This is a genomic window from Desulfitobacterium hafniense DCB-2, from assembly GCF_000021925.1.
Classification (GTDB): domain Bacteria; phylum Bacillota; class Desulfitobacteriia; order Desulfitobacteriales; family Desulfitobacteriaceae; genus Desulfitobacterium; species Desulfitobacterium hafniense.
Map to the genome: position 1 here is coordinate 5,253,357 of NC_011830.1, position 25,778 is coordinate 5,279,134.

32 protein-coding genes are annotated in these 25,778 nt (G+C 46.6%); 1 reads left to right on the plus strand and 31 read right to left on the minus strand.

What is annotated here, in order from left to right; all coding sequences use genetic code 11:
• Positions 1–267 precede the first annotated feature (267 nt).
• The 17 genes from dnaB to DHAF_RS24635 all read right to left on the minus strand — a co-directional run bounded on the left by dnaB (position 268) and on the right by DHAF_RS24635 (position 12,633).
• Positions 268–1,602 carry a replicative DNA helicase gene (gene dnaB / locus DHAF_RS24565; RefSeq protein WP_005815191.1) on the minus strand — a complete coding sequence of 445 codons (1,335 nt, stop codon included), beginning with the start codon at positions 1,600–1,602 and terminating at the stop codon, positions 268–270.
• A gap of 20 nt (positions 1,603–1,622) precedes the next feature.
• The gene (gene lonC, locus DHAF_RS24570) at positions 1,623–3,581 is read right to left on the minus strand and encodes a Lon family ATP-dependent protease (protein ID WP_005815189.1); all 1,959 of its coding nucleotides are present in this window, start codon (positions 3,579–3,581) and stop codon (positions 1,623–1,625) included.
• A gap of 26 nt (positions 3,582–3,607) precedes the next feature.
• On the minus strand, positions 3,608–4,054 hold the full coding sequence (rplI, locus tag DHAF_RS24575; protein ID WP_005815187.1) for a 50S ribosomal protein L9: 447 nt from the start codon (positions 4,052–4,054) through the stop codon (positions 3,608–3,610).
• A 42-nt stretch (positions 4,055–4,096) separates the two neighbouring features.
• On the minus strand, positions 4,097–5,059 hold the full coding sequence (locus tag DHAF_RS24580; protein ID WP_005815186.1) for a DUF2232 domain-containing protein: 963 nt from the start codon (positions 5,057–5,059) through the stop codon (positions 4,097–4,099).
• 36 nt (positions 5,060–5,095) lie between these two features.
• The gene (locus DHAF_RS24585) at positions 5,096–5,419 is read right to left on the minus strand and encodes a MazG-like family protein (RefSeq protein ID WP_005815184.1); all 324 of its coding nucleotides are present in this window, start codon (positions 5,417–5,419) and stop codon (positions 5,096–5,098) included.
• A 122-nt stretch (positions 5,420–5,541) separates the two neighbouring features.
• Entirely contained in the window at positions 5,542–5,772 is a 231-nt protein-coding gene (rpsR, locus tag DHAF_RS25530) for a 30S ribosomal protein S18 (RefSeq protein WP_011462317.1), read from the minus strand.
• A gap of 21 nt (positions 5,773–5,793) precedes the next feature.
• On the minus strand, positions 5,794–6,207 hold the full coding sequence (locus DHAF_RS24590; protein WP_005815182.1) for a single-stranded DNA-binding protein: 414 nt from the start codon (positions 6,205–6,207) through the stop codon (positions 5,794–5,796).
• 15 nt (positions 6,208–6,222) lie between these two features.
• A complete protein-coding gene (rpsF, locus tag DHAF_RS24595) occupies positions 6,223–6,510 on the minus strand; it encodes a 30S ribosomal protein S6 (protein WP_011462318.1) in 288 nt (95 codons plus the stop codon).
• Between the two features lie 146 nt (positions 6,511–6,656).
• A complete protein-coding gene (ychF, locus tag DHAF_RS24600; RefSeq protein WP_005815179.1) occupies positions 6,657–7,757 on the minus strand; it encodes a redox-regulated ATPase YchF in 1,101 nt (366 codons plus the stop codon).
• A gap of 79 nt (positions 7,758–7,836) precedes the next feature.
• Positions 7,837–8,037, minus strand: a complete 201-nt coding sequence (locus DHAF_RS24605; protein WP_005815177.1) for a DUF951 domain-containing protein — start codon at positions 8,035–8,037, stop codon at positions 7,837–7,839.
• A gap of 56 nt (positions 8,038–8,093) precedes the next feature.
• Complete coding sequence (locus tag DHAF_RS24610; RefSeq protein ID WP_005815176.1) at positions 8,094–8,885, minus strand: CvpA family protein; 792 nt, start codon at positions 8,883–8,885, stop codon at positions 8,094–8,096.
• A gap of 21 nt (positions 8,886–8,906) precedes the next feature.
• A complete protein-coding gene (locus tag DHAF_RS26720) occupies positions 8,907–9,200 on the minus strand; it encodes a PDDEXK nuclease domain-containing protein (RefSeq protein ID WP_080510953.1) in 294 nt (97 codons plus the stop codon).
• A 124-nt stretch (positions 9,201–9,324) separates the two neighbouring features.
• A complete protein-coding gene (locus tag DHAF_RS24615; RefSeq protein WP_005815172.1) occupies positions 9,325–9,969 on the minus strand; it encodes a CBS and ACT domain-containing protein in 645 nt (214 codons plus the stop codon).
• A gap of 114 nt (positions 9,970–10,083) precedes the next feature.
• Positions 10,084–10,485, minus strand: coding sequence for a tetratricopeptide repeat protein (locus DHAF_RS24620; RefSeq protein WP_005815170.1), 402 nt, complete (start codon positions 10,483–10,485; stop codon positions 10,084–10,086).
• Entirely contained in the window at positions 10,482–11,159 is a 678-nt protein-coding gene (gene hypB, locus DHAF_RS24625) for a hydrogenase nickel incorporation protein HypB (RefSeq protein WP_005815169.1), read from the minus strand. Before hypB ends, DHAF_RS24620 begins: the two co-directional genes overlap by 4 nt.
• A complete protein-coding gene (gene hypA / locus DHAF_RS24630; protein ID WP_011462320.1) occupies positions 11,156–11,500 on the minus strand; it encodes a hydrogenase maturation nickel metallochaperone HypA in 345 nt (114 codons plus the stop codon). Before hypA ends, hypB begins: the two co-directional genes overlap by 4 nt.
• A gap of 101 nt (positions 11,501–11,601) precedes the next feature.
• The gene (locus DHAF_RS24635; protein ID WP_011462321.1) at positions 11,602–12,633 is read right to left on the minus strand and encodes a YkvI family membrane protein; all 1,032 of its coding nucleotides are present in this window, start codon (positions 12,631–12,633) and stop codon (positions 11,602–11,604) included.
• 117 nt (positions 12,634–12,750) lie between these two features.
• On the opposite strand from DHAF_RS24635, the gene yyaC reads away from it, so the two are divergent.
• A complete protein-coding gene (gene yyaC, locus DHAF_RS24640) occupies positions 12,751–13,320 on the plus strand; it encodes a spore protease YyaC (protein ID WP_005815163.1) in 570 nt (189 codons plus the stop codon).
• Between the two features lie 563 nt (positions 13,321–13,883).
• Here yyaC and DHAF_RS24645 read toward each other — a convergent pair.
• The 14 genes from DHAF_RS24645 to rpmH form a co-directional block, all read right to left on the minus strand.
• Entirely contained in the window at positions 13,884–14,828 is a 945-nt protein-coding gene (locus DHAF_RS24645; RefSeq protein ID WP_015945539.1) for a HipA domain-containing protein, read from the minus strand.
• A complete protein-coding gene (locus DHAF_RS24650) occupies positions 14,821–15,279 on the minus strand; it encodes a helix-turn-helix domain-containing protein (protein WP_005815161.1) in 459 nt (152 codons plus the stop codon). Before DHAF_RS24650 ends, DHAF_RS24645 begins: the two co-directional genes overlap by 8 nt.
• A 484-nt stretch (positions 15,280–15,763) precedes the next feature.
• Complete coding sequence (locus DHAF_RS24655) at positions 15,764–16,264, minus strand: DUF4446 family protein (protein ID WP_005815159.1); 501 nt, start codon at positions 16,262–16,264, stop codon at positions 15,764–15,766.
• A gap of 28 nt (positions 16,265–16,292) precedes the next feature.
• Complete coding sequence (locus DHAF_RS24660) at positions 16,293–16,982, minus strand: DUF554 domain-containing protein (RefSeq protein ID WP_011462325.1); 690 nt, start codon at positions 16,980–16,982, stop codon at positions 16,293–16,295.
• Positions 16,983–17,369: 387 nt separating this feature from the next.
• Positions 17,370–18,221 (minus strand): ParB/RepB/Spo0J family partition protein, encoded by an 852-nt coding sequence (locus tag DHAF_RS24665; RefSeq protein WP_015945540.1) that lies wholly within the window; start codon positions 18,219–18,221, stop codon positions 17,370–17,372.
• Positions 18,214–18,975: a ParA family protein gene (locus tag DHAF_RS24670; protein ID WP_015945541.1), complete on the minus strand. Its 762-nt coding sequence runs from the start codon at positions 18,973–18,975 to the stop codon at positions 18,214–18,216. The genes DHAF_RS24665 and DHAF_RS24670 overlap by 8 nt, the downstream gene beginning before the upstream one ends.
• Positions 18,976–19,204: 229 nt before the next feature.
• Positions 19,205–19,924 (minus strand): 16S rRNA (guanine(527)-N(7))-methyltransferase RsmG, encoded by a 720-nt coding sequence (gene rsmG / locus DHAF_RS24675; RefSeq protein WP_011462328.1) that lies wholly within the window; start codon positions 19,922–19,924, stop codon positions 19,205–19,207.
• A complete protein-coding gene (gene mnmG / locus DHAF_RS24680) occupies positions 19,914–21,827 on the minus strand; it encodes a tRNA uridine-5-carboxymethylaminomethyl(34) synthesis enzyme MnmG (protein ID WP_015945542.1) in 1,914 nt (637 codons plus the stop codon). The genes rsmG and mnmG overlap by 11 nt, the downstream gene beginning before the upstream one ends.
• Before the next feature lie 8 nt (positions 21,828–21,835).
• Positions 21,836–23,215 (minus strand): tRNA uridine-5-carboxymethylaminomethyl(34) synthesis GTPase MnmE, encoded by a 1,380-nt coding sequence (gene mnmE / locus DHAF_RS24685; protein WP_015945543.1) that lies wholly within the window; start codon positions 23,213–23,215, stop codon positions 21,836–21,838.
• Positions 23,216–23,342: 127 nt separating this feature from the next.
• Positions 23,343–23,981, minus strand: coding sequence for an RNA-binding cell elongation regulator Jag/EloR (jag, locus tag DHAF_RS24690; RefSeq protein ID WP_011462331.1), 639 nt, complete (start codon positions 23,979–23,981; stop codon positions 23,343–23,345).
• A gap of 21 nt (positions 23,982–24,002) precedes the next feature.
• Positions 24,003–24,698, minus strand: coding sequence for a YidC/Oxa1 family membrane protein insertase (locus tag DHAF_RS24695; protein WP_011462332.1), 696 nt, complete (start codon positions 24,696–24,698; stop codon positions 24,003–24,005).
• Between the two features lie 11 nt (positions 24,699–24,709).
• Positions 24,710–24,919 (minus strand): membrane protein insertion efficiency factor YidD, encoded by a 210-nt coding sequence (yidD, locus tag DHAF_RS25540; RefSeq protein ID WP_018211956.1) that lies wholly within the window; start codon positions 24,917–24,919, stop codon positions 24,710–24,712.
• On the minus strand, positions 24,920–25,255 hold the full coding sequence (gene rnpA / locus DHAF_RS24700) for a ribonuclease P protein component (protein WP_015945544.1): 336 nt from the start codon (positions 25,253–25,255) through the stop codon (positions 24,920–24,922).
• 125 nt (positions 25,256–25,380) lie between these two features.
• Positions 25,381–25,515, minus strand: coding sequence for a 50S ribosomal protein L34 (gene rpmH, locus DHAF_RS25545; RefSeq protein WP_011462335.1), 135 nt, complete (start codon positions 25,513–25,515; stop codon positions 25,381–25,383).
• Positions 25,516–25,778 lie beyond the last annotated feature (263 nt).

Below are 25,778 nucleotides of genomic sequence, written 5' to 3' on the forward strand. Positions count from 1 at the left end.
AAGTCCCCCTAAATCTTCATTCCTTTCGGATCCTTATCCGAACGATTCCTTAGTTGACTCCTTAAGCTGGGCCTTACTGGAGTAAGTCCTCAATATTCTTCCCTTAATAACATAAATCATTCTCAGACCTATTTTATCTTAGCAGTCGCCCCTGTTTCTTGTCAATAAAAAATTCGAACGTTAAAGTTCTTTCATTCGTCAATGTTCGCATATATTTAACATTTCTAACAGCACCTATTAATCTGAAAAGCCTAAAGACTTTAGTCCTTAGGCCGAAAGATGCTGGCGATCCAGGTTCACAAACTTTGTAAATTCTTTAAGATAACCTAATTCCACCGACCCCACCGGTCCGTTCCGGTGTTTGGCAATAATGATTTCAGCGATCCCCTTTTTATCCGATTCAGGGTTGTAATATTCATCCCGATAGATAAAGGAGATGACATCGGCATCCGCCTCGATGGCACCAGATTCCAATAAGTCGGACATAATCGGCCGTTTATCCTGACGCTGCTCCACACCCCGGTTAAGCTGAGAAAGGGCGATGACCGGAACATTCAATTCCCGGGCAATCCCTTTGAGCCCCCGGGAAATCTGGGCAACTTCCTGCTGGCGGCTTTCCGCCCGTCTGCCTAAAGACATGAGCTGCAGGTAATCGATGACAATCAGGCCCAGGCCGTGTTCCATCTTTAAACGTCTGGCCTTGGAGCGCAGCTCGGCAAGGGAAATCCCTACGGTATCATCAATAAAAATCTCCGCCTCGGAGAGAGGGCCTACCGCCCGGGTAAGCTTAGGCCAATCCGTGTCCAATAAATCTCCGGTCCGGACCCGCTGCTGATCCACCATCGCCTCTGAGCAAAGCATACGCTGGACCAATTGCTCCTTGGACATCTCCAAGCTGAAGAGAGCCACCGGGACCTTCCCTCTTACTGCGGCATTTTGGGCCATATTCAGCACCAAGGCCGTTTTACCCATGGAAGGACGGGCGGCAATCACGATCAGATCCGAGGGCTGCCAGCCCGAGGTCATGCGGTCCAGTTCCGTAAAAAAGGTCGGAATCCCTGTCAGACTGCCTTTGTTGGCATAGAGGGCTTCAATTTTTTCAAAGGTATTGAGCAGGATATTGCGTATGGACTCGAAGCCGTCTTTCACCTGTCTCTGGGACAGATCCATAATCATTTTTTCGGCTTCTTCCAACAGGGATGTGGCGGCTTCTCCCGGTTCATAGCCTTTCTCGGCAATCTGTCCGCTGCTGCGGATAAGTTGGCGCAATAAGGATTTCTCCGCCACAATCCTGGCATAATACTCACAATTGACTGCAGAGGGGACAGAGCGGGCGATTTGGGAAATAGTGGCGATCCCACCGATTTGTTCAAGGCGTCCGCTTTGGCGAAGACTTTCCGCTACGGAAACCAAGTCAATGGGATCTCCCTTTTCAAAGAGATCCCGCAGAGCGAGAAAGATCTGGCGGTGATTATCCCGATAAAAATCCTCGGGTTGCACTACTTCAAAAACGGAGCTTCCCACTTCCGGATCAAGCATTAAAGCGCCCAAAACCGATTGTTCCGCCTCTAAATTATGGGGAGGAACTTTGGTTAGTTCCATGTCCTTCTCCTCCTAAAACCTTAAAATAAGGCATGTTCAAGGGCTTCCCGGAAAGTTTCGATGGGGATCACCTGGATTCCCTGCAGGCCGGAGGGCACATCTGCTTGATTTTCTTTGGGGATGAGGACGGTTTTTACCCCGGCCTGCTTGGCGCCAAAGATCTTCTCGGCAATGCCCCCTACGGGCCGTACTCTTCCTTGAATGGATATTTCACCGGTGACGGCGATATCCTGCCGCAGCGGTATGTTTTTCAACGCGCTGTAGATGGCCAGGGTGGTGGCGCATCCTGCGGAGGGCCCGTCGATATTCCCTCCTCCGACCACGTTAACATGAACATCGTAATCTTTGAGGTCTTCGCCGGTGAGGGAACGAATCACGGCCGTGGCGTTGAAGACAGCGTCCCGGGCCATGCTGCCGGCGGTTTCATTGAAGCGGATGGTGCCTTTTCCTTCCCGGCCCGGGAAAACGATAGCCTCCAGCTCAAGGACGGAACCGACAAAACCATGAACGCCGAGACCCAATATCTTTCCTGTTTCACCGCGGTCTGCCGCCTTATGGGAGATATAGGGGGTAAGCCGGGCTGAACGCAATACTTCATAAACTTCCTCAGCCTTCACCAGAACTTCCTGTTCCGGATGGCGGTAACGGGACAGTCCATAAGCATCGGTAAGGATGGTATTGGCCTTCCTGCCTTCAAAGACATACTCACTGATAACCTCCGGTACTTTGGCCTCCAGGTTCGCTCCCAGCTTTTGGGCAGCCTGGGAAACGATATGCTGAATATCCCTTGGTTCCAAGGGATTAAAATAAATCTCCCCACAGCGGGAACGCAAAGCAGGGTTGAGTTCCCTGGGATCCCGGGTGGTTGCCCCAATTAACACAAAGTCGGCAGGGGCACCCTCTTCAAAAAGCTTTTTGATATAAAGAGGCACCTGAGGATCGTTGGGGTCATAATAAGCGGATTCGAAAGCAACCCGTTTATCCTCCAGGACTTTAAGAAGCTTATTTAAAAGGACAGGGTCCATCTCCCCGATTTCATCGATAAATAAAATACCCCCATGAGCATCACTGACTAAACCCAGCTTCGGCTCAGGAATCCCGGTCTCGGCCAGATCCCGCTTTGCTCCCTGATAGATGGGATCATGCACGGAGCCCAATAAGGGATTGGTAACATCCCGGGGATCCCAGCGCAGGGTCGTACCATCCACTTCCACAAAGGGAGCACTCTCGGCAAAGGGAGAATTGACATTCTTTTTGACGGCCTCTAAGGCTACCCGGGCCGCCGACGTTTTGCCCACACCCGGAGGTCCATAGATAATGATGTGCTGGGGATAGGGCGTAGCCAGCTTAGCCAGGAGAAACTGCATGGGAACTTCCTGGCCGATGATTTCTTCAACAGCCTGGGGCCGCAGTACCTCCGCAACAGAACTGGCCAGTTTCACCAGATTCATCTTTTCGATATGGGCTAATTTCTTGAGGGTCTGGGCATTATCCGGTCCGGAATTTTCCTTGAGAAGCTGGCTTTTTATTTCTTTGACATAATCCTCATGCCGCTCCTGCATTTTATCTGCCACCGCTTTATCCAAACGGTCTTCAACAGCCCTGCGGGCGATCAGCTCAGCTAAATGGTCCTCAATTTCCATCAAAAGCTGAGGAATCTCCTCTTCACTGGGCAGGGGGCGGTCTGTGGGATCGTCCAAAATGATCTTGAGCAGACCGGCCGTACGCTCCCCGATGGTATCGGATTGGATAAGATGAATAGCTTCCAGGCGGGTGGCCTTTAAAACCAATTTATCGCTCCCGTAGTAATTAACGAGCAGACTATAGAGGGCATCCACTTCATGATGCCATTGCTCATGGCTGTTCCGGACATCCTCCTTCAGCTCTTCCACTTGGCTGCTTGGTTGGTTGGTTTCCTCTGCCTCTTGAATTGGTTCGGTTTCGTTCTTTTTAAACCAATGATTTAATAACCCTTTCATTAGGGACCCCTTTCACAGTTGCCTGATCATGATGCTTTGACATGGACTTGAAATTGTGCCGTGACTTCCGGGTGCAGCTTGGCCTGCACATTAAAGGTTCCCAAGGCTTTGATGGGTTCTTTCAGCTCCAGCTTGCGGCGATCCAGATTAATGCCATGGCTTGCTTTGAGCGCCTCGGCAATTTCTTTATTGGTAACAGAGCCAAAAAGCCTGCCGCCTTCCCCGCTCTTGGTGTGGATCTCTATGGAAAGGGAGCTGAGCTTGGCCGCCAGGGTTTGAGCCTCCTGCTTCTCCTGCTCTTTCTTCTTCTCTTCATTGGCTTTTTTGGAAGCCAGGTCATTGAGATTGCCCGAGGTGGCTTCTACGGCTAAGCCTTTGGGAAAAAGGAAATTTCGTGCGTATCCATCGGAAACCTCATAAACTTGCCCTTTCTTTCCCAACGCTTTGACATCTGCTTTTAAAATAACTTTCATTGAAAACCCTCCATTCTGCTATCATGGCCCTTTGAGCACTGGTTAATCCGAATCTTCTTTTTTGCGGATGGGCATATGGCGAAAATCCAGCACCAGATCCAATAAACCCATGATAATTAAGACTATAGCCGTCACTTGTATATAAAGAACACTGGAGAAGAGCAGGACGAACCGGAAAAACCCTGATAACCAAGGTTTTTGGAGCAGGGCAACAAAAAGAGCGCTTCCCAGGACAAAAGCAACGACTCCGTAAACCAGCATAAGATTGATGCCGATGCTCTTAATAGCCAACCATTGGAATTGGTCGCCCAGAAGGTAACTGACAATGGCAAAATTCATTCCCCATATAGCATACCAAGGCAGCCGCCATTCCGTAAAAGGACGGTATTCCCGGCCTGAAATCCGTATCCAGCGCAGGAAAGCATAATAGACGGCCCCCCACTTGGCAAGGGCTGTAATGGCTACCAGACCGGGAGTCAGCATAATCAGAGTATTGACGATTTGTTCAAATAAGGACTGAAGCTCCAGCTCAGATATGCCTTGAGTTTTTAAGCTTTCCAGCATGCCCGCCTGACGGTATTGCTCCATCATATTTTGCACAAAGCTCTGGATGCTTTCCTGGGGAATCCCTTGCATGAGCATGGCCAGGGTAGGCAATACTCCCAGGATCCCTGCCGCGACTAAACTCCAGAAAACAAGAGCCCGCTGGGGAACATTGGCCCCTATTCCCCATAGGGTGACTAAGGCTGCCCAGGGAACAAAGCTAAAGTAGTGGAAAGAAGAAGCTCCACCGAAAAGCAAGGCCAGCCCATACCCTGAAATCAAAAAGACCAGCCCATAGCGCAATCCTTGTCTTCCCACACTTCGTCCAACCCATAGCAAGGCGATAAGCAAGAGAATATCCAGCATCCATCCCCAAACCTGCATAGAGACTCCGAGCCAGGGTCCGATCACCAGGATAAGCACTGCTAGGGTATTGGTGGTTTTTTGGTCACTGACGTACATTCCGATGCTCCAATCTATTACTGAACGCGGTCTCGTTCAATCTTCAGGGGCCAGATAGCTTAATAATAAGCTGATATCACCCCATTGAGTTTCTACTTTATGGTGATCCTCGGTTTTCCATTCCTCTAAACGCTGCAATAAAGTGCGATCCAACTTTGAAAAATCGAACCCCATGCGGCGGGTCAGCAAATAGCTTAAAGCAACAAGATCAGCTAAACCTTGGAGCGTATCTCCTTCCGATCCACGCAGAGATCCCTCCTGCATGGCCCACTGTGCTTTAAGCATCTCTACCTTAATCTCTTCAATGGCTTTTAACCCTTTGACGATATCGACTTCAGCCACGGGTGCCCCTCCCGTCATATTTTATCACTGTACCGTATGTTATAACCTTATTAATCCCCATCTAAAAAATGTTCGCTAATCCGGCACTGATTTCCTGCAAGGAAAGTATAAAAAGGGGAGCAACAGCTCCCCCTCATTCTTTATTCTACGATATAAGGCAATAACGCAATGTGGCGAGCTCTTTTAATCGCTACTGTCACCTGACGTTGATGCTTTGCACAATTTCCAGAAATACGGCGAGGTAGAATCTTGCCGCGCTCGGTAATATACTTGCGTATTTTATGTGTATCCTTGTAGTCGATGGACTCTACCTTATCGACACAAAAGCTGCATACCCGTTTTCTTGGACGGCGTCCGCGTTCACGTTTCATAAAATTCACTCCCTTTCCGATTTAGAATGGGATATCGTCATCTAAGCTCACTTCATGACCATAAGTCCCTGCATCACTGGCTCCTGAAGATGCTCCATATCCGGAATTTCCGCCATCTTTGGGACTAAGGAAGCGCACGTTCTCAGCGACGACCTCATAAACCCAACGGCGTTGCCCATCTTGAGCATCATAAGTGCGAACCTGCAACCGCCCGTCGACAGCTGCTAATTTACCTTTGGCAAGATAATTCGCACAAAGCTCAGCCAGTTGTCTATATACTACACATGGAATAAAATCCGCTTCCCGTTCCCCGTTAGCATTCTTGAAATTGCGATCCACAGCTAAGCTAAAGCTGGCCACCGCAACTCCGTTCGGGGTATAACGTAACTCGGGGTCTTTCGTTAAACGGCCTATTAAAACAACCCGGTTCAACATAGTAACCCCTCCCTACTAATCTTCTTTTTTTGTGGTCAGGAAACGCACAACGGCATCGGAGATCTTCATGATCCGCTCCACCTCTTGTGCCGTACGAGCTTCACCATTAAAGTTCATCAGGATGTAAAAACCTTCCCGATAATCGTTAACTTCGTAAGCTAAGCGGCGTTTGCCCCATTTATCAATAGCGACATCTGCTCCGCCGTTGTTGGTAACAACTTCGGATAACTTGTCCACTGTTGCGGCAACTGCCTCATCGTCCAAATCAGGACGGATGACATAAAGTACTTCGTACGCTTTCATAATTGCACCTCCCCTCGGACTTGCGGCCCCCATGACAGGGGCAGGGATACATAGTCTGGAAGACTACATAAAGACTACCATTTAAAGATTATAGCACTTTGACCAAAACTATGCAAATGGAAATTCTTATCGTAGCGGCAAATGTATTAAACATTAAAGCGAAAATGAACGATATCGCCGTCATTCATGACATATTCTTTTCCTTCTAAACGAACCAGACCCTTTTCTTTGGCCCCATTAAGACCGCCATTTTCCACGAAGTCCTTATAGGCAACCACTTCCGCGCGGATAAATCCCCGCTCAAAGTCAGTGTGAATTACTCCAGCCGCTTGCGGCGCTTTCATTCCCCGGCGAATCTCCCAAGCTCTTACTTCGATTTGACCTGCTGTAAAATAAGTCATCAGGCCAAGCAAATGGAAAGCGGCACGAATCAGGCGGTCCAAACCGGATTCTGTAAGACCTAAGTCTTCCAGGAAAACCTTTTTCTCCTCTTCTTCCAGCTCGGCAATCTCAGCCTCGATCTTGGCGCAGACCACCACTACCTCTGAATTTTCCGCGGCGGCTATTTCCCTTACTTTGCGGACATAAGGGTTATTGTCAGGCTGGGCTATTTCCTCTTCACTCACATTGGCGGCGTAGAGAACCGGCTTCATGCTTAAGAGAGGGAAGGATTTCAGGATTTCCCGCTCCTCATCGCTGAATTCCAAGGAACGGGCTGCCAGACCGGCATCCAGGGTCTCTTTTAGACGGTTGAGCAGAGCCACTTCAACCTGGGCCTTTTTATCCCCTGATTTCAAGAGCTTAGCCGAACGCTCCAAACGCTTTTCTACGCTTTCCATATCGGCGAGGATAAGCTCCAGCTGGATGATGTCGATGTCCCGCTTCGGATCCACACTGCCTTCCACATGGACCACATTGCTGTCTTCAAAGCAGCGAACCACATGAACAACGGCATCCACTTCCCGGATATGGGATAAGAATTTATTTCCCAATCCCTCTCCCTTGCTGGCTCCCTTGACCAATCCGGCAATATCCACAAATTCCACCGTAGCAGGGACTATTTTATCAGGATGAACCATCTCCGCGAGAACCTGCAGGCGGGCATCCGGTACCTGTACCATTCCTACATTGGGGTCAATTGTGCAAAAGGGGTAATTTGCGGCTTCTGCACCCGCTTGAGTTATGGCATTAAATAATGTTGATTTTCCTACATTAGGCAAACCAACAATCCCTGCATGCAATGTCATGTTTAAAAAACCTCCAGCTTATTTTCACTCAAACCCTCTAAGATTATAGGGGAATCTCGGCCAAACCGCAAGCTTTCCCTTAGGATTGCTCAGGATGAGCTTTTTGAAGAACCTCTTTCAGCTGCCGTTCCAGCTTGACCCGGGGAATCCAGGCCTGATGCTGACATCCCAGGCACTGAATACGAAAATCCATACCGGTGCGCATGACTTTCCAGTCCGTGCTCCCGCAGGGATGTGGTTTGCGCAGACGAATTATATCTCCTATTTGCAAAGAAATCACAACAATGAGCCCCCTTTTTCTCGTTTGCCATTACACATTGTGCCCTCGGCTGCCGATCATAAATCAACGTTATGCAGATTAGGCAAAGGAATATCCTTAAGGTCGATGGGCAAATTCAATTCCTGTAAATCCAGGGGCCACTTCAAACCCTGTTCAATATTAAAACGCAGGAACTCCCCTAAGTAGGCGAAGGTGTCTTTTAAATAGGGATAAAGCGTCGAGTTCTCGAAGAACCCTATGGTCTCATCTGGGTTAGCCATCGTTATCAAGGGAGAAAACAGCCCGACAAAAATAGCCAGACCGAGGAAGGTAACCAACCCGCCGACGATGAATCCGCCCCCCCCATTGATGGTGGTCGTCAATAAACCCAAAGGAGCCAGCAGTATGGCGGAAACGATCTCCACGAGCAGAATCACCCCAAAGTAGATCAAGGCAAAGGAAATGATCTTTAAAGCATTATCGGCGAAAGCCTGGGTGAAGTTTTGGGCAATGGATTGCATGACACTGTCCGTGTAGATCTGCATATCGGGCAGATTAGAGCCGCTGAGAATATCTTTGAACTCTTCAGGAAACATGGAGAGGATTTTATCCAGGGTCTCTTCCTGAATCATGGCTGCCTTGGCTTGCACGGAAGGAAGCATGCGCTGATACATGACTGTTTCCAGCCAGTCTCTTAAAGGAGTGTTTTGCTCTAACCATTGCAGCAGGATTGGATAGTTTTTGGCAGCGAGAACAAGTCCAAGAAGCGAGCCGCCCAGACTGATCAAGCCGGAAATAAGGCCTTTGCGGTATCCTTGGATTGCGCCGATAAGCATGATAGCCAAAATGAGCATATCGAAGCTGTTCATGGACTTCCCCTCCTTGTAAGCTCAGGATACTACCCCTAAAAAATATCCAGAAGCTAAAGATTCGTTTCTATAGGGTAACTTTGCAATCACTCTCTTCGAACCCACGGTGTATCGTCTCACTGCAGACGCAATCATAGCAGGTGACAGGCTACGGCTCAATGCGTACTCGACAACCGTCGCATCCTTCTTAGTACAGAGGATAAGTCCTACGCTCGGGTTTTCATCCGCTTTCCTGATGTCGCGGTCAAGAGCCTCAAGGTAAAATTCCATCTTGCCGAGGTGTTCCGGCTCAAACTCACCAATTTTTAGCTCTATTGCTAATGAGCAGAGTCTTCTTTATTATACTTCATGGCGCGAGAAGATTAAATACAGAAGAAAGCTGCGTTCAAACAAACCCCGCCTATAGCAGAAAAGCACCCTCAAGGTGCTTTTCCGCATATCAATGACTTAAACTGTAGCCTTTAGCCACGAGACTTTCTTTGACTTCATTCACCCGGTCCCCGTTAAGGCGGGCGAGAATCTGAACTCTGTTATCTTTTAAATGATAGACCGCTAAGCTGGTAATATCCACATCGTGCTCTTTCATGATGGAGGATAAATCCACCATGACGCCTACTTCATCTTTGGTCTCAATAACAAAGCGCTGACCAGGGCTGCGGAAGCCCATAATGTCCAGGAAGGTATCAAAAATATCCGACTCGGTCACAATCCCCACCAGCTTGCCGTTCTCGACGACCGGCAAAGCACCTATGCCATGTTCCCTCATGAGCAGGGCTGCATCTTCAATTTTGGTATCCGGGGTACAAGTGATGACTTTTTTGACCGCCACATCGCGAATCGACGTTTTCCCCACCAGATAATTCAATTCAAAAATGCTGAGTGTCGTTGCCGGCGAGGGGGATACCTCGCGCAGATCTCCGTCCGTAACAATCCCCACGAGCTTGCCTTTATCAACTACAGGTAAACGGTTGATTTGCTTCTCTCGCATGAGAGCCATGGTATCGGCAATATTATCTTCCGGGCTCACTGTAAATACTCGAGAAGTCATAAATTGCTTCACATACATTAAGATCACCCTTTCCATTCAACGCTCTTTTCTTGCTAAGACTATTCGACCTTTGCCCTTTAACTTCCTCTAAATTTAAGGGCCCCTACTCACCAAGATAGATTTTTACGGACCATGGACAATCGATAAGAATTAGTCTCTATTTTTCCCGAACAGGTCCTTTATTCTTGAAAAGGACCATTTGGCTTGTCTTTGTACCCTCTTTAAATTCTTAGCGGGAATCGGATTAATCGGGTCGATATCTACTGCCTTTTGGTAATAACGAATGGCTTGATCCAGGTCGCCGTCTTGACGGGCTATGTTCCCCAAGTTATTCCAGGCATGAATACATCCTTCGTCCAATGCGATGGCTTTAAGGAAACACCCTTTAGCACGTTCAAAATCATGGCTTTTCCCATAGACCAGGCCTAATTTATTATAACCCATCGCATCTTCCGGACATTGAGCCAAGTGCTGCAAGAAGTCTTCTTCTGCTTCCCGAAGCTGCCCAGCTTCGAGGTGATCTAATCCTTGCTGGTAATGGTTGCTGCTCATGCATTCTTACCTTTTGCCTGCCTTACTTGTTCATCAAGCCACTGGACCCATTCTTGCAAACCCTCTCCGGTACGGCAAGAGACCTCAAAAATTTTAATCTCCGGATTGATGTTAAATATATCTTTCTTCATGGCGTCCAAATCCGTTTCCACCAAAGCCAATAAATCCATCTTATTTAAGACGGCCACTTTTGAATTGCGAAAAATCACCGGGTATTTTGCAGGTTTATCATCCCCTTCAACGACGCTAAGGACAACCACCTTAAATTCTTCCCCCAGATCAAAATCGGCGGGGCAGACGAGATTGCCCACATTCTCAATAATCATCAGATCTAAATTATCCCACTGAAATTCAGGAAGAACTTTCTCGACCATTTTGGAATCCAAATGACAGCCGCCGCCGGTGTTGATCTGAACCACAGGAATATCATGCTGGGCTATCCGATCAGCATCTCTGCTGGTGAAGATATCCCCCTCGATCACGGCGATGCTGTGCTTCTCTTTTAAATGGGACAGCGTTCGTTCCAGGAGAGTGGTTTTTCCTGCCCCCGGAGAACCGATCATATTAACGGCTAAGCAGTTGTTATGTTCAAAGTGCTTGCGATTGATTTCCGCATGAATGTCATTATTCTGCAGTAAATTGGCCATAACGGCAATTTCACGCTGGCTGCTCATTCTTCAACCTCCAAACTTTCCAGAAGCAATTCTTCTCCCTGTGTAATATCAATCCCCAGATGTTGACAAACCGGGCAGGCAAAAATAAGTCCCGGCACCATAAATTCTTCACTGCAGCTCCGACAGCGGCCCTTTACCGGCAACATTTCAATCTGAAGTTCAGCACCTTCGCACACAGTTCCTTGGGCAAAGGCGGCAAAGGCCATCTGTAAGGCATCAGGCTCCGCATTGGTTAATTGTCCGATTTTAAGCTTTACCAAAAGCACCTTTTTTACATGATGATGGGCTAAAGTTGCTTCAATAGCTTCAAAGACCCCACCCATCAAGGACATCTCATGCACCCAATCACTCCTTGCCAATCCATGCTTACAAGTCTATCACTGAAAAAGTCCCTTTCAATCTATCTTATCCCAAAAATAACCGTATCCGCAAGGGTACCCACCTATCTTTTTAACCAGGACCAACAGAGCACGGGAATAAACACCAAACCCAGATAGCCAAATAGGGGATAGATCATCTTTACTATTAAAGAAAATTTCACCCCCGAAAGAGGAACGACCAACAGGAGGAGGAAGGCTGCCGCCTTTTTATAATGGAATTTGAATTTCTTCTCCATATGGGTGATCAGACTAAAACCATTGCCAATGGCTGCCGTAAGCATCGCTAACCAAAGGACAGTCACATAGCAAAAGCCCGGCCATGATCCTAAGCTTCCCGCTACGGCAACCATGGGTATCTCAAACCCCCTGACTTCAGGAAACTTCAAAAGTGTCAGGGCAATCACCAGGGCAAATAGACCAAGAGCCATTCCGCCCAATAAAGCTCCCAGACGGCCTTCCGGCCTCTGAACTTCCTTGCCGAGAGAAGCGAAGACCACCATAGCCAAGGTTAGATTAAATGAAACATAGAGAATACTGGAGAACAGCCAATTATGGATAAGAGGATTGGTGACAAGTTCTATCCCCGCGTCTTTTGTTCCCATTGCAAAGAGTATGGCCCATAAGCCGATGCCGATGCAGAACACGAATTTCAGGGGTATAAGCATGCTATTGATCCAAAGCACACCTTCTCCCTTGAACCACAGGGCCAGGGATATGATCAAAGCTGTGATCAGAATGCCCAGCCAAGGGGATAAGTTAAAAAACTGCCGAAAGACTGCCCCAGCCCCTGACATCATGGCCACCATGCCGATGAATAAAAGCAGGCTCACGAGGATGTCCATTCTGCTGCCCCAGCGCTTGCCAAATAAACGTTCAAAAAAATCGGCATAGGAGGTCACTTGCCACCGTTTCTGCAGATCAAGCATGATCCACCCCAAGCCGGCGAAGAGAACCGTGCTGCACAGAATCCCGATGATTCCTGCATTGCCGAAATTAGCGAAAAACTGTTGTATCTCCTGACCAGAGGCAAAGCCTGCTCCCATAACTGCCCCAACATAGGTTGCAGCAATTTGAAAAATGACTCTTTTATTCATAAAATACTCCCCCCTGCCTCATGCTTATGGCTTCTTCTTACCACTCATGCATAAATTCCCGGCAACAGGGGAATAATTTAGACATATATTGTTTTACATATTTTGGGAGGGGAACTCATGAGCATACTTTCGGTGTTTACCGAGTCTCATAAATACAAGGCCCATTTTGATGATAAGATTGGCACCCAGAAAATGGAGGCCCGTCTGATCGATGTTCTGCACAGTGAACGCCACCGCCCTCTGGTGATTTTATGTATTGGCACAGATCGCTCCACCGGTGATGCCCTTGGTCCCTTAATCGGTACTTATTTGAGCCAAAGGGGTTTACCTAAGCTCAGTGTTTTGGGTACCCTTGAGCAGCCGGTACATGCCACGAATTTACCGGAGTATATTAAGTATATCCAGAACTCCTATTATAACCCTTTTATCATCGCCATTGATGCTTGCCTGGGCAAGATGGATTCTGTGGGCAATATCACCTTGGCTAATGGGCCTTTAAAACCTGGAGCAGGGGTCCACAAAGAACTTCCCTCTGTGGGAGAAGTTCATCTCACCGGTATTGTCAATGTAGGAGGGTTTATGGAATACATGGTTCTGCAGAATACCCGCCTCGGTTTGGTTTGGAAGATGGCGGAGACGATGAGTGAGCTCCTGGCCAATGCTTATATTAAAACAAGGATCTCTTAATTCATCATTGTATATTTTATATAAGGTTATTCAGCTGATATTCATAACTCAACGAGCAAAGAGACCGTCGCCATAAGACAGTCTCTTCGTCATTGAGGGGATCGCTATATGGATTTCAACATATGGATTCAGCTTTCAGGCCCTCCCATTCTTGGGGAATTGCATCCGGCACGAACTTTGTCCCCAAACGCGACAACGTTGTCGCGTTTGGGGACAATATCAGGCGGCCGGGAACTCTCCTTCTTCTTCCTTATTCAGAATCACGGTTTTCATCCTGAAGGGCAGTGCCTTTGAGTCCGGAACAGGGCCCTCCATCCACGAATTCCTCCTCTCTATCCTGCCTTGAGGGAGACAAAAAAGATGCCGCTAGAGCCTGATGGGGCCTTGGCGTCAACTTATATTTTATATTATATCGCCTGCTGTCTGTTTTTTCCTTTACAATACGAGTGAATTGTAAACAATAAAGCCTTCAATCATTTTAGCTTGAAGGCTTTTCCGCAATAATGATGCCATTTGAAGCCGGTGCCCCCTTGGTAGCAGGGTTCTTTTTCACAAGGATTTAGTCACATGGTAAACTGCAGTCCACCGTTTTGTTGTTCATCTCGCTCCAGATCCTGTCCCTTCAGTTTCATGAGTTTTTCCATGCTGTAATCAATGATTTTTGCCTTTCGCTCTGAGATTATTACAGTATAAAACTCCTTTTGTACTGGAAGCAGCGTCGGTGTTTTATCAATGAGCATGCGTATTTTTTCCATATCAATCCGTGCGGAAACTCTTTTTAGAGCCGCCGTGCAGTCTGGATTTCTCAGGGAAGAGATAAATTCGAAGTAGGAAATCTTCTTTCCGTCTTCCTCAATGGATGAGGTAGGGAAAACATAAACCCGTCTGTCAATCTCATCTTCACTGTTCAGGACATCCCCCATATCCTTGGCTGCCAGCTGCGGGTAGAGACAGGAGCCGCAGTCGTAAACGGGGGCAATTTCAGCCGTCTTAGACTGTTCATCTACAAGAATGCCCCAGTTTCCATTGTGTCTGTCAAAATTACCAAGCAGTGCATCGGCAATAAACATATCCCAAAAGAAGTCCCGAAGCTGATCCGGCGGCAGAAGCATCTGCTCATCTATTGCCTGCATGATGGATGAAAGTTCTTTGCCATATCCATTCTGTTCACTGCTAATACAGGTATTCTTCAGATGCGCAAACTCAATGAGTCTTTTGCCGCCTTCTGTAAAATCTCCGCAGGCCACTACCACTTTTTCCTTCCCGCGTGGATCAGTATAGGTACCAAGCAGGGTCTCCTGGGTTTTGAATCCGAGGGATGCAAAGATATGGCAGGCAAGGTATTCACTGATACATCCGTTGGTGTAACTCATGGCTTTATTGCGGCTTGGGACAGGCGAAAATTTAAGCATATAGCTATTGCCCTCATAAAGAATATTGATTTTATTCCCATTTGCCCCACCGTAGGCTCTGAATTTATTTACTTCACACAATGAAAAATCAATCATCACTGCCATCCTCCTTTCCCTCTGTACCAAGATATTTCGCACGCAGATAGCTTGCCTGTTCCTCAGTAATTAAGCCAGCCCAAAGGTCGGCATTAATGGCTCCATATAACTCATTCCACAAGCAGTCAAGATAGAGCACCTGCGCCTTTTCGCCTTGCAAATAGTCTTTTATTGCTTTTTGGACACTCTCCGACAGCCCGGTTTCCAAGTAAGTTTTTATGTTTGGTTGCCCGGCGGCTGTGTTTTTTTCCGGCTCTGTTTCCAGTGCCAACAGTTCCTCAATGGATAAACCAAGTGTTTTGGACAGTTTGGAAAGGGTTCCTGCACCACATCGGTGCAAATGGGTTTTCCCGGAATAAATATCCGCGAGAGTTGCCCACGGAATCCCACTGATTTTCGATAAACGATAACGGGACATTTGCATATCATGCAAAAGCTTTTGTATTGTCATTTTTATCACCTAAATTCATTATATCGGTGTTCCGATATAGTGTCAAGGGAAGTAATAACACATAATTCCAATGGGATATCTCTTTTGCGTTACCCTTCGCGCTGTAACAGGACTTCAACTTCTGAATGCTGTGCTTTTAAAAGGATATCCACAGCATCGGCGACCTGAGCCGCCAATTAAAAATACATCTTTCTATTGCAACGTGAAGGACCTGCTTAAAGGAACTCAAAGAGCAAGCGGTTAGTGATTACCTATCTGGGACCTACTCGCTTAGACAAATAGTCCATCACTACGGGGTGTCAAGCGATTCTGTTTTGAGAAGGCGGGTAAAATGGTTGCTTCTTTCTTTGGAGAACTTTTCAAGTATACAGTAGAACTATCAATAATGAGAACTATTAAAAATGGGGTTGTCGCAGTCCACACCAACGTTGCGACAACCCCTTCTTCATTTAAATACCAATACAGGCTTTATCTCATATTGTCCTTAAATCTTGATCGTTTCCTTGGCTTTTCCTATGGCTGCCTTTTCTTCCTGAGACAGATGATAGCTGGATTCGCCATGGCTTACCGGTTTCGCATAAACTCTTGATTCCTCACGATTATTAATCGATGAGAGAACGACACCGTCTCCCTGTTGATTAAGCAATGCTAAAGCAAAACTCAGATCGCTGCCCATATTGTCAAAGGCGTTGAACCTCACCAACTCAGCTCTATCGATGGCAGAACGGAGCTTAAGCTCTACTTGGTCCATTCTCTTTTCCATCTTTTCCGCATTGCCCTTAATATAGTTAACTCCGCTTATATATTCTTTAAGCTGTTGGTCCAGTGAGCTCCCATCAAGAAAGGTTTGCAGGGCGAGATAGGATTTTTGAAACCCTTTCAGGCGATTCTGCAAACTAACAATCCAAATAAATTCAACGATACATAATACAGCCACCAAAGCAATCGCCCAGTAGGATAAGGGCATTATTTCTTCCAGATTCATAGTATCCTCCTCAATCCATTTTTAACGGCTACGCCATCTGCGCTAGCAGCATCGTGATGGGTACCGCAACAAATATTGCCGGCAGTAGATTTCCTACCTTTATTTCTTTAATCTCCAGTATGTTCAGACCAATTCCAACAATGAGCAATCCACCCGTAGCGCTCATCTCCGCTATAACGGGATCGGAAAGAAATCCTTGCAGGAGTGCAGCGGAGATTGTTATCCCGCCTTGATAAAGAAAGACAGGAACAGCGGAAACCAAGACACCGATCCCCATGGATGAAGCCAAGACAATGGAGGTAATGCCATCCAGCATGGATTTGGCATAGAGTGTGTCATGGACTCCTTTAAGTCCACTTTCCAGAGCCCCCATGATAGCCATGGCCCCCACACAAAACATTAAGCTTGAGGAAACAAATCCTTTGGTGAAATTGCCATTTCCTCCTTTAGCAAATTTACTTTCCAGCCATTTCCCCAGCTGCTGAAGCTTATCCTCAATATCAATCCATTCTCCGATTATTCCTCCTAAAACCAAGCTCCCGATAACCACCAGCGGGTTATTGGTTGTCAAAGCCATCCTTAAACCAATGAGAATAACCGCCAATCCTATACCTTGGATCACTGTCTTTTTTATTTTTTCAGGCAGGGCTTTACCGAAAAGTATACCCACCAAGGCCCCACCAATGATCGCTAACGAATTCACAATTGTACCCAGCACATTTTCACCTTCATCACTGTTCCACGTGGAACAACTTTTTTCCAACTCAACCCCGCAGTTCATTTTCGCCCAATATCGTTTCCTGTTTCTGAATTTGCTTATCTATGTACAGCAACTCCCCTATGGCCGCAGCATTATCGAATCAGTTACACTTAATGATCATTGAACCCGACTCAGTTAATAATAGGAGTGTTCCACGTGGAACATCACTATTATAAGCTGACTCCTGATCCACAAGGAGTCTTAAATAAACATTACAAGGATTATAGCTTACAAAAACCTAGAAATCAATACTCATTCCCCCGAAGTCTCTTTATCAAATACAGTTAATATCTACCACTGAGGATTTTAATAAGTGCAAAAGAAAATGTTCCACGTGGAACATTTCTAATCAACTTTGATATTCCATATCTCCAAAAGACGATTAAACTCATCTTCAGAAAAATACTCAATTTCAATTTTGCCTCTACCGGCATCTCCTTTAACTTTTACCTTCGTTTGAAATGAAGACCGCAGTTGATCTTCAATCTGAGTGAATAGGAATGAATTCTTCGTTTTAGCTTTTTTTGGCGTCTCCTGCTGCTCAGTATATTTTAAAATCAGACTTTCTAATTCTCTCACCGGTAAACTTTCTTTTGCCACCTTCTGAGCCAAAAGCACTTGCAGGGATGAATCCTTAATCCCTAAGAGAACCTTAGCATGACCAAGACTCAATTTACCTTCCTGAATCAAATGGAGCACCGGATCCGGCAATTGAATGATACGGAGGAGATTGGCCACTGTGGGGCGCCCCTTGCCGACTCTCTCGGCCACCTGCTCCTGGGTCAGATCGTATTCTTTAATGAGGCGGGCATAAGCCAGGCCTTCTTCAACTGGTGAAAGATCTGATCTTTGGATGTTTTCGATCAAAGCTTTTTCAGCTAACTCCTGCTCGCTTCCTGTTTTGATCAGGCAGGGAATCTTGGCAAGTCCGGCTAATATGGCGGCACGATAACGTCTTTCACCGGCAACAATAATATATTCTTCATCTTTAAGTTGAACTAAGATGGGCTGAAGCAAACCATGAGTCTTTAAGGAGGCTGCTAACTCTTCCAGACTTTCCTGATTAAAACTCCTCCTTGGCTGATCGGGGTTAACACGTATTTTATCCAGCTCAATCTCTTGAACTGAGGCTTCATTGCCCACGGGTTCGGCACCAATCAAGGCTTCCAGGCCACGACCTAAAGCTTTTTTAGACACGCTGCAATACCTCCTCTGCTAAATCGCGATAAACCTCTGCGCCCCGTGAACGATCATCATAAAGGACAATCGGCTTGCCATGGCTTGGAGCCTCTCCCAGCCGCACATTCCTCGGTACAATGGTCGAGAAAACCTTACTTTTAAAGTACTTTTTAACTTCATCAACCACTTGAATACCTAAATTGGTCCGGGCATCAAACATAGTCAGCAGCGCACCCAGGATATTTAAGCGAGGGTTTAAGCGGCCCTTGACCCTTTGAATCGTATCCATCAACAAACTAAGACCTTCCAGAGCATAATACTCACATTGAACAGGAATAAGGACATCCGTTGCGGCGGTTAAAGCATTGAGGGTAAGCAAACCCAGGGAGGGAGGACAATCAATAATAATAAAATCATAGTCACCTTTAATGCTCATGAGAGCTGAAGCAAGCTTGCCTTCTCTTTGTTCCAGTCCAACCAGCTCAATCTCAGCACCGGCCAGCTCGATTTGAGCAGGCGCAATAAATAAACCGGTTAACTCTGTTTGTTTAATAATCCTCTCCATGGGAACTTCATTAATCAGTACATCATAAATACTATTCTTCAGTTTACTTTTAATTACGCCACAACCGCTTGTCGCATTTCCTTGGGGATCCAGATCAAGGAGCAGCACCTTTTTTCCCTGTTCAACAAGGCAGGCACTTAAATTAACGGCTGTAGTCGTCTTGGCTACTCCACCTTTTTGATTGGCAATGGCAATAATATTAGCCAAAGTGTGACTCCTCCTTTTCAACACTGCAAGGCTGAATTTCAGACATACTATAGTCACTATATTGATTATCAATTGACTATAATCAATAATTCACCGTCTATTGACTATAGTATCAAATCACACCCGATAAAACTAGAGATTTCGCCGGAAAAGCATCGCAAAAAGATAAATAAAAAAGCGCCCAAGGCGCTTCTCTTAAAATCTTCGGCAAAACATGCCAATCCCAGTGCTACACTAAAGGCTTCTTTCCGGGAGTGCCTGCCTTGCGGGGATAAGCGGGGGGAGTTGATGACGTTTTCTCCACCAGGATAATGGCCCGGTGCTCGGCTTCGGCTCCCAAATTAAAGAGTTTAATATCTTTGATCTCAGCCCCTAAGACTGTCAAGGCTTTTTTAGACTCCATAACCTCTTCCTGCGCTTGAGATCCTTTGGCCGCTAAAAAATATCCGCCCTTTTTAAGCAGAGGGACAGCATACTCCAGCAATACAGGCAAGCGGGCGACTGCCCGGGATGTAACGCAATCAAAGGTTTCCCGGTAATGAGGGTCTCTGGCAAAATCTTCGGCCCTGGCGTGTACAGTTTGAACCTTGGTCAATTTCAATTCTTTAATAACTGTTTCTAAAAAGTCCAAGCGTTTAGCCAAAGAGTCCACCAGATAAACCTCGACTTCAGGCAAAAGAATTTTCAGCGGAATTCCGGGAAACCCAGCCCCTGTGCCAATATCGGCAAGCCTCTTCCCCTGAACTAAGGAAAGCAAAGCAAGGGAATCCACAAAATGTTTCAGAATTATTTCTTCGGGTTCCGTAATACTTGTTAAATTGACCTTTTCATTCCATTCAACCAATCGATCAGCATATATAGAAAACTTTTCAATCTGATCTCCACTCAGTTCGATATTCAAGCGTTGGCGGGTTAATCTGCCCAGAAGTTCCTGATGCTCAGGTAGCATGGATCTGACCCCCTCTGCGCTTTTGTTCCAGATAGACCAATAAAACGGAGATATCCGCCGGTGTCACTCCTGTAATCCGGGTGGCCTGGCCCATATTGGCGGGGGCAACCTCTTTCAGCCTTTGCCTGCCCTCTGTGGATAATCCCTTGATCTGATCATAAACAATTTCCTCAGGAATCATGCGCTCTTCCATCTTGGCGAAACGCTCAATCTCGGCCAGCTGCTTTTCAATATAGCCCGCATACTTGATTTCAATCCCTGCTTCCAGCAGAGCTTCTTCATCATACTCTGCCAGCTGAGGGATAAGCTGTTTTATTTCGTTAATCGTAATTTCCGGTCTTCTCATCAGTTCCTCGCCGCTGATTCCGCCATGGACCGGCGCAGAATGAACCCCTGCCAGTACCTCTGCCAAATGTTCATTAAGGGGTGAAAAAGTAGTCCCCCGCCATAAGGCATTGATTTCAGCGATGGCTGCCTTTTTCTTTTGAAAAGCCGCCCAGCGCTCATCCTTAACCAAGCCGATCTCCCTGCCCCGGGGAGTTAAGCGCAGATCTGCATTATCCTGACGGAGAATCAAACGATACTCCGCTCGGGAAGTCAGCAACCGATAAGGTTCCTTGACCCCTTTATTGACCAGGTCATCGATCAATACACCCAAGTATCCTTCAGAGCGGCGGACAATAAAAGGTTCCTTCCCTTGAACCCGCAATGCCGCGTTAATTCCCGCCAATAAACCCTGGGCCGCCGCTTCCTCATAACCGGAGGTTCCATTAAGCTGGCCTGCCGTGAAAAGTCCGGGAATCTTGCGCACTTCCAGGCTCAGGGAAAGCTGATAGGGCTTCACATAATCATATTCTATAGCGTAGCCGGGACGCAAAAGCTCAGCCTTCTCCAATCCGGGAATACTATGGATAATATCGTACTGTATTTCCTCCGGCATACTGGTGGATAATCCTGCCATATAGAGTTCGTCACTATTCCAGCCCTCAGGTTCGAGAAAGATCTGATGTGTTGGACGATCGGCAAAGCGAACAACCTTATCTTCGATGGAAGGACAATAGCGGGGGCCAATCCCTTCGATTTTTCCCGAATATAAAGGGGCCCGGTGGATATTGTCCTGGATGATCTGATGAGTCTCCGGTGTGGTATACCCTAACCAACAAGGAATCTGTTTGTCCACATCACGGCCCCAAAACATGCTTTGGGTAGGCATAAAGGAATAACGCCAGGGAACAGAATCGCCAGGCTGAACAGTGAACTTGGTGTAATCCACGGAACGGCGATGAATCCGGGGTGGTGTCCCTGTTTTAAAACGTCCCAGCTCCAGGCCAAGCTCCTTTAAGGCACCGGAAAGGTTCATGGCTGTCTGCTGCCCATTAGGGCCCCCTTCATACATGGTGTCGCCGATAATGATCCGTCCCCGCAAATAGGTCCCACTGGTTAAAATCACATTGGGCGCAGCATAGAAGGCTCCCGTCCGGGTTACGACACCGCTCACTTTCCCGTCTTCAGTCTTGATGCGCTCCACCAGAGCCTGGTGAAGAACTAAATTTTCCTGACCTAAAATCGCATTGCGCATATGAAGATGATAGGCCTGCTTATCGGATTGGATCCGCAAAGCATGAACCGCCGGGCCTTTTCCCGTATTCAACATACGGACCTGCAGGGATGTCTCATCGGCGGTAATGCCCATTTGCCCGCCTAAAGCATCGATCTCCCTGACCAAATGGCCTTTGGCCGGCCCTCCCAAAGAGGGGTTGCAATCCATATGGGCTATATTATCTAGGCTGAGAGTGATCAACAAGGTTCGGCCGCCCATCCGCGCGGCAGCCAAAGCCGCTTCACAGCCCGCATGTCCGGCACCTACCACAATCACATCATAGTTTCCCGCCAAATATTCCACGGTTCCTCCTACTTTCCTATACAAAATCGTGAGAAAATATCATCCAACAAGGACTCTTGAACACTATCCCCCGTCATTTGGGAAATTTCCTGAAGAGCCTGGCGGATATCAATGGATACCATATCCCAGGGCAGGCCGTTCTTAACCGAATCCCAACCGTTTGCCAAGGCTGATACGGCCCTCTCTAAGGCGGTGATTTGACGGATGTTGGAGAGTAAGGGCTCTTTAGTTTTTTCTGCCTTGCCCTGATAGACCCTTTGCTTAATCTCTTTCTCCAACTGCTTAAAGCCCAAATTCTCTTTCACCGAAAAAGGAATCCATACCCCTTGCTGAGTGGGGTAATTCTCAAGAACTTCCTCCCCCTGTTCCTTGCCGACCAGAAGGTCCATTTTATTAATTAAAACGATCACACTTTGATCATACTGATTTAAGATCTTCAACTCTTCAGCCTTGAGCTCCTGGCCGGCCTGGATGATGAGAAGTATCAGTTCAGCTTTCTCCATAGCCTTCCAGGATCGTTCAATGCCCAGTTTCTCAACAAGATCCTCGCTTTCCCGAAGTCCCGCCGTATCCACCAACTGCAAAAGTATGCCGCCGATAGTGACCGATTCCCGAATCTCATCCCGGGTCGTCCCCGGTATATCTGTAACAATAGCCCTCTCTTCCCCCATCAGAGCATTGAGCAGGCTGGATTTGCCCACATTAGGCTGTCCGACAATCACCGTCAGCATGCCTTCCCGGAGTATTCTTCCCGTCTTGCTCCCATCAAGCAAATCACGAGCCAGCTCAAGACCCTTGCTGATGCGCTGGAGGAGAGCATCCCGATCCAAACTTTCCACATCATCTTCAGGAAAATCAATACCGGCCTCGATAAAAGCCAGGGTCTCCATCACCTGATCCTTAAGCAAAAGGATTTTTTGAGAAAGCAAGCCCTCCATCTGGGCAAGGGCCAGATCAGCCGAACTGTCCGTTTTGGCTGCTATCAAATCCACAATCGCCTCCGCCTGAATTAAATCCAGCTTGCCATTAAGAAAAGCGCGCTTCGTGAATTCTCCGGCCTCAGCCAGACGTGCCCCCAGGCCTATACATTCTCTCATAATCCGCTCGGCGACATAGAGACCGCCATGACAATTGATCTCATAGACATCCTCCCCTGTATAAGAGCCTGGGGCTGACATTCTGCCGATGAGCACTTCGTCCAGGACCTTTGCCCCCGCCCGAAAATAACCTAAGTGCAAGGTAAAATTGCTTTTTTCCTGCCAGCGCTGAGGGTGGTGAGGTGTAAAGGCTCGCTCAATGATCTCCTGGGCCTGGGGTCCGCTTAGTCTTAAAACATGTATACTTCCTTCACCTACAGCCGTAGCTAAAGCAATAATCGTATCATCCATGGGATCCGCTCCAATTCAATCAATATCCAAAATCCAAAACTGCTCCTGCCTAATATACCATGAAAAACAGTGTCTAATACTCATGTAAACTTTCTGACAGTAAAAAAAAGAGGGGTAACCTTACCCCTCAGGAAATTTCTTTTGTCCGTTTTAAGGAAATAACCACTTTACGATTGGGTTCTTCACCTTCACTAAAGGTGGAGATCCGTGCATCATCCTGCAAAGCAGTATGGATAATCCTTCTTTCATGAGGATTCATAGGTTCTAGGACAACACGAGTTCCGGTACGCTTCACTTTATCAGACAGTCGCTTGGCCAGGCGGACTAAAGTCTCTTCCCGCCGCTGACGATACCCTTCCACATCAATAATAACCCGAACTTTTTCGGCAAGCTGCTTGGCTACAGCAAGATTGGCTAAGTACTGGAGAGCTTCCAGAGTATCTCCCCTGCGGCCAATTAATATGCCCAGTTCTTCACCGGAAATATCAATGAGCCAATGCTGCCCCTGTTGTGTATAGTTAAACTCAGCAATAACACCCATTGAGTCACATACATCTTTAAGGAACGAACAGGCCAGCTCACCCGGACAATCTTCATAACCGGCCCGTACTTTGGCAAGAGTGGTCCCCAACAAGCCGAAAAGACCCTTTTTCATAGGTTCTGCCAATACTTCGATCTTAACCCGCTCCCGCTCGACCCCTAATTCGTTCAGACAAGCATTAATAGCTTCTTCCACAGTTCTACCTGTTTTCTCAGCAAATCTCATGGATATCCTCCCTTTATAACTTTAGGCAACCTCGACCTGTTCTTTGTTCAATTTGCGATTAATATAAAGCTGTTGCAAAACAGAAACAATATTCATCGTAAAAAAGTACAAACCAAGGCCTGAAGGCACAGTCCAAGTAATATAGGCCATAAACAGAGGCATGAAATAAAGCATCATCTTTTGGGTTGACTGAGCAGCGTCAGGCTTTCCAGTGTTGTTTTGAGCCTTCATAGCCGGATTGGATGCCGTAGTAAGCTTTGTTTGCAAAAAGGTTGTGGCACCTGCCAGGATGGCGAGAACCAAGTTGCCGTTCTCGGTGATGCTGAACCATAAAAACATCGCTTGACTGGGATCGGCAATATAGTTATCAAAATGAAAGAGGGTATTATACAAAGCCCAGAAAATCGGCAATTGAACAAGTAAAGGCAAACAGCCCCCGGCCGGATTGAGATTATGCTTCTTATAAAGCTCCATGGTTTCCTGATTGAGCTTTTCAGGGTTATTTTTATATTTTTTCTGAATCTCTTGAAGCTTAGGCTGAATTTCCATCGTCTTGCGCATGGATTTCATCTGCTTCCAGGTAAGAGGGTAAATCAAGGTTTTGATAATAATAGTAAGAAGAATAATCGCCAAACCATAGCTGGCGAAACCAACCAAATCGGTTAAATTATATAACCATTTCAGCAACTCGGTCATCCATACAACAAATGTACTCACAAAAACCCTCCTTAAACTGGATCATAACCACCAGGGTGAAAGGGATGGCATTTTAAAATCCTGACAAAGGATTTCCAGCAGCCTTTAACAACCCCGTACTTTTGTATCGCTTGAATAGAATATTCAGAACATGTGGGGTAAAAACGACAGGATGGTCGTTTAAGAGGCGAAATATAGCGTTGATAAATCCGAATCATACCAATTAATAAACGCTTCATCAATCAACGGTCCTTTATAACCTTTGCTTTATATAAGCTTTTCAAAAGACTATTTTCTACTTGAGAATAGGAAACTCCTTTAATTGAGGAACGGGCAATACAAATTATTTGCGTATTTTCTTTCATCTCCGCAAGATGAAGCCGGATGACTTCTCTCATCAAACGTTTAGCCCGATTACGAACAACGGCATTGCCGACCTTTTTGGAAGCAATAAACCCGAACCGTGAGGGGCCCTCTGCTACATAGATGACTACATATTTGCCGGAGAAACTTTTCCCTTGTGCAAAAACCTTTCTATAAAGAGATTTTTGACGCAATCTAAGACTCCTCTGTAACATGGCCCCTCCGTAATTCAAAACATACTAACCCTAGTTTTACTCACAAACTTCAGAATAAACCTATTTCGGAAAGAAAAGACAGCAAATATCCCTATTCATTTGAAAAAGGCCACAAGATTGCGGCCTTAAGCTGATAATTTCTTCCGCCCTTTTAAACGACGGCGTTTAAGCACGTTTCTTCCTGATGTACTGCTCATTCTCTCTAAAAAGCCATGTACTCTCTTATGACGACGATTCTTCGGCTGATAAGTCCGCTTCATACTGCTATTGCACCTCCTTCAAGGGAAAAAACAAATAAAAATTGCACATCTCTAGAGATTATACTCTAAGTTTTTTAGCCCTGTCAAGCAGAGTCTACAATTAGATTGTGGATAACTTAAGCTCCGGAAAAGTTATCCACCTGTGAATAAATTTATATTAGGACTAACTTCCTGTTGATAACCCCCAAAAAAATTGGTATTATGATTTTACACCGCCTTTAATTTCCATGCTCTCGTTTTTATCATTTGTACACAGCAATAAT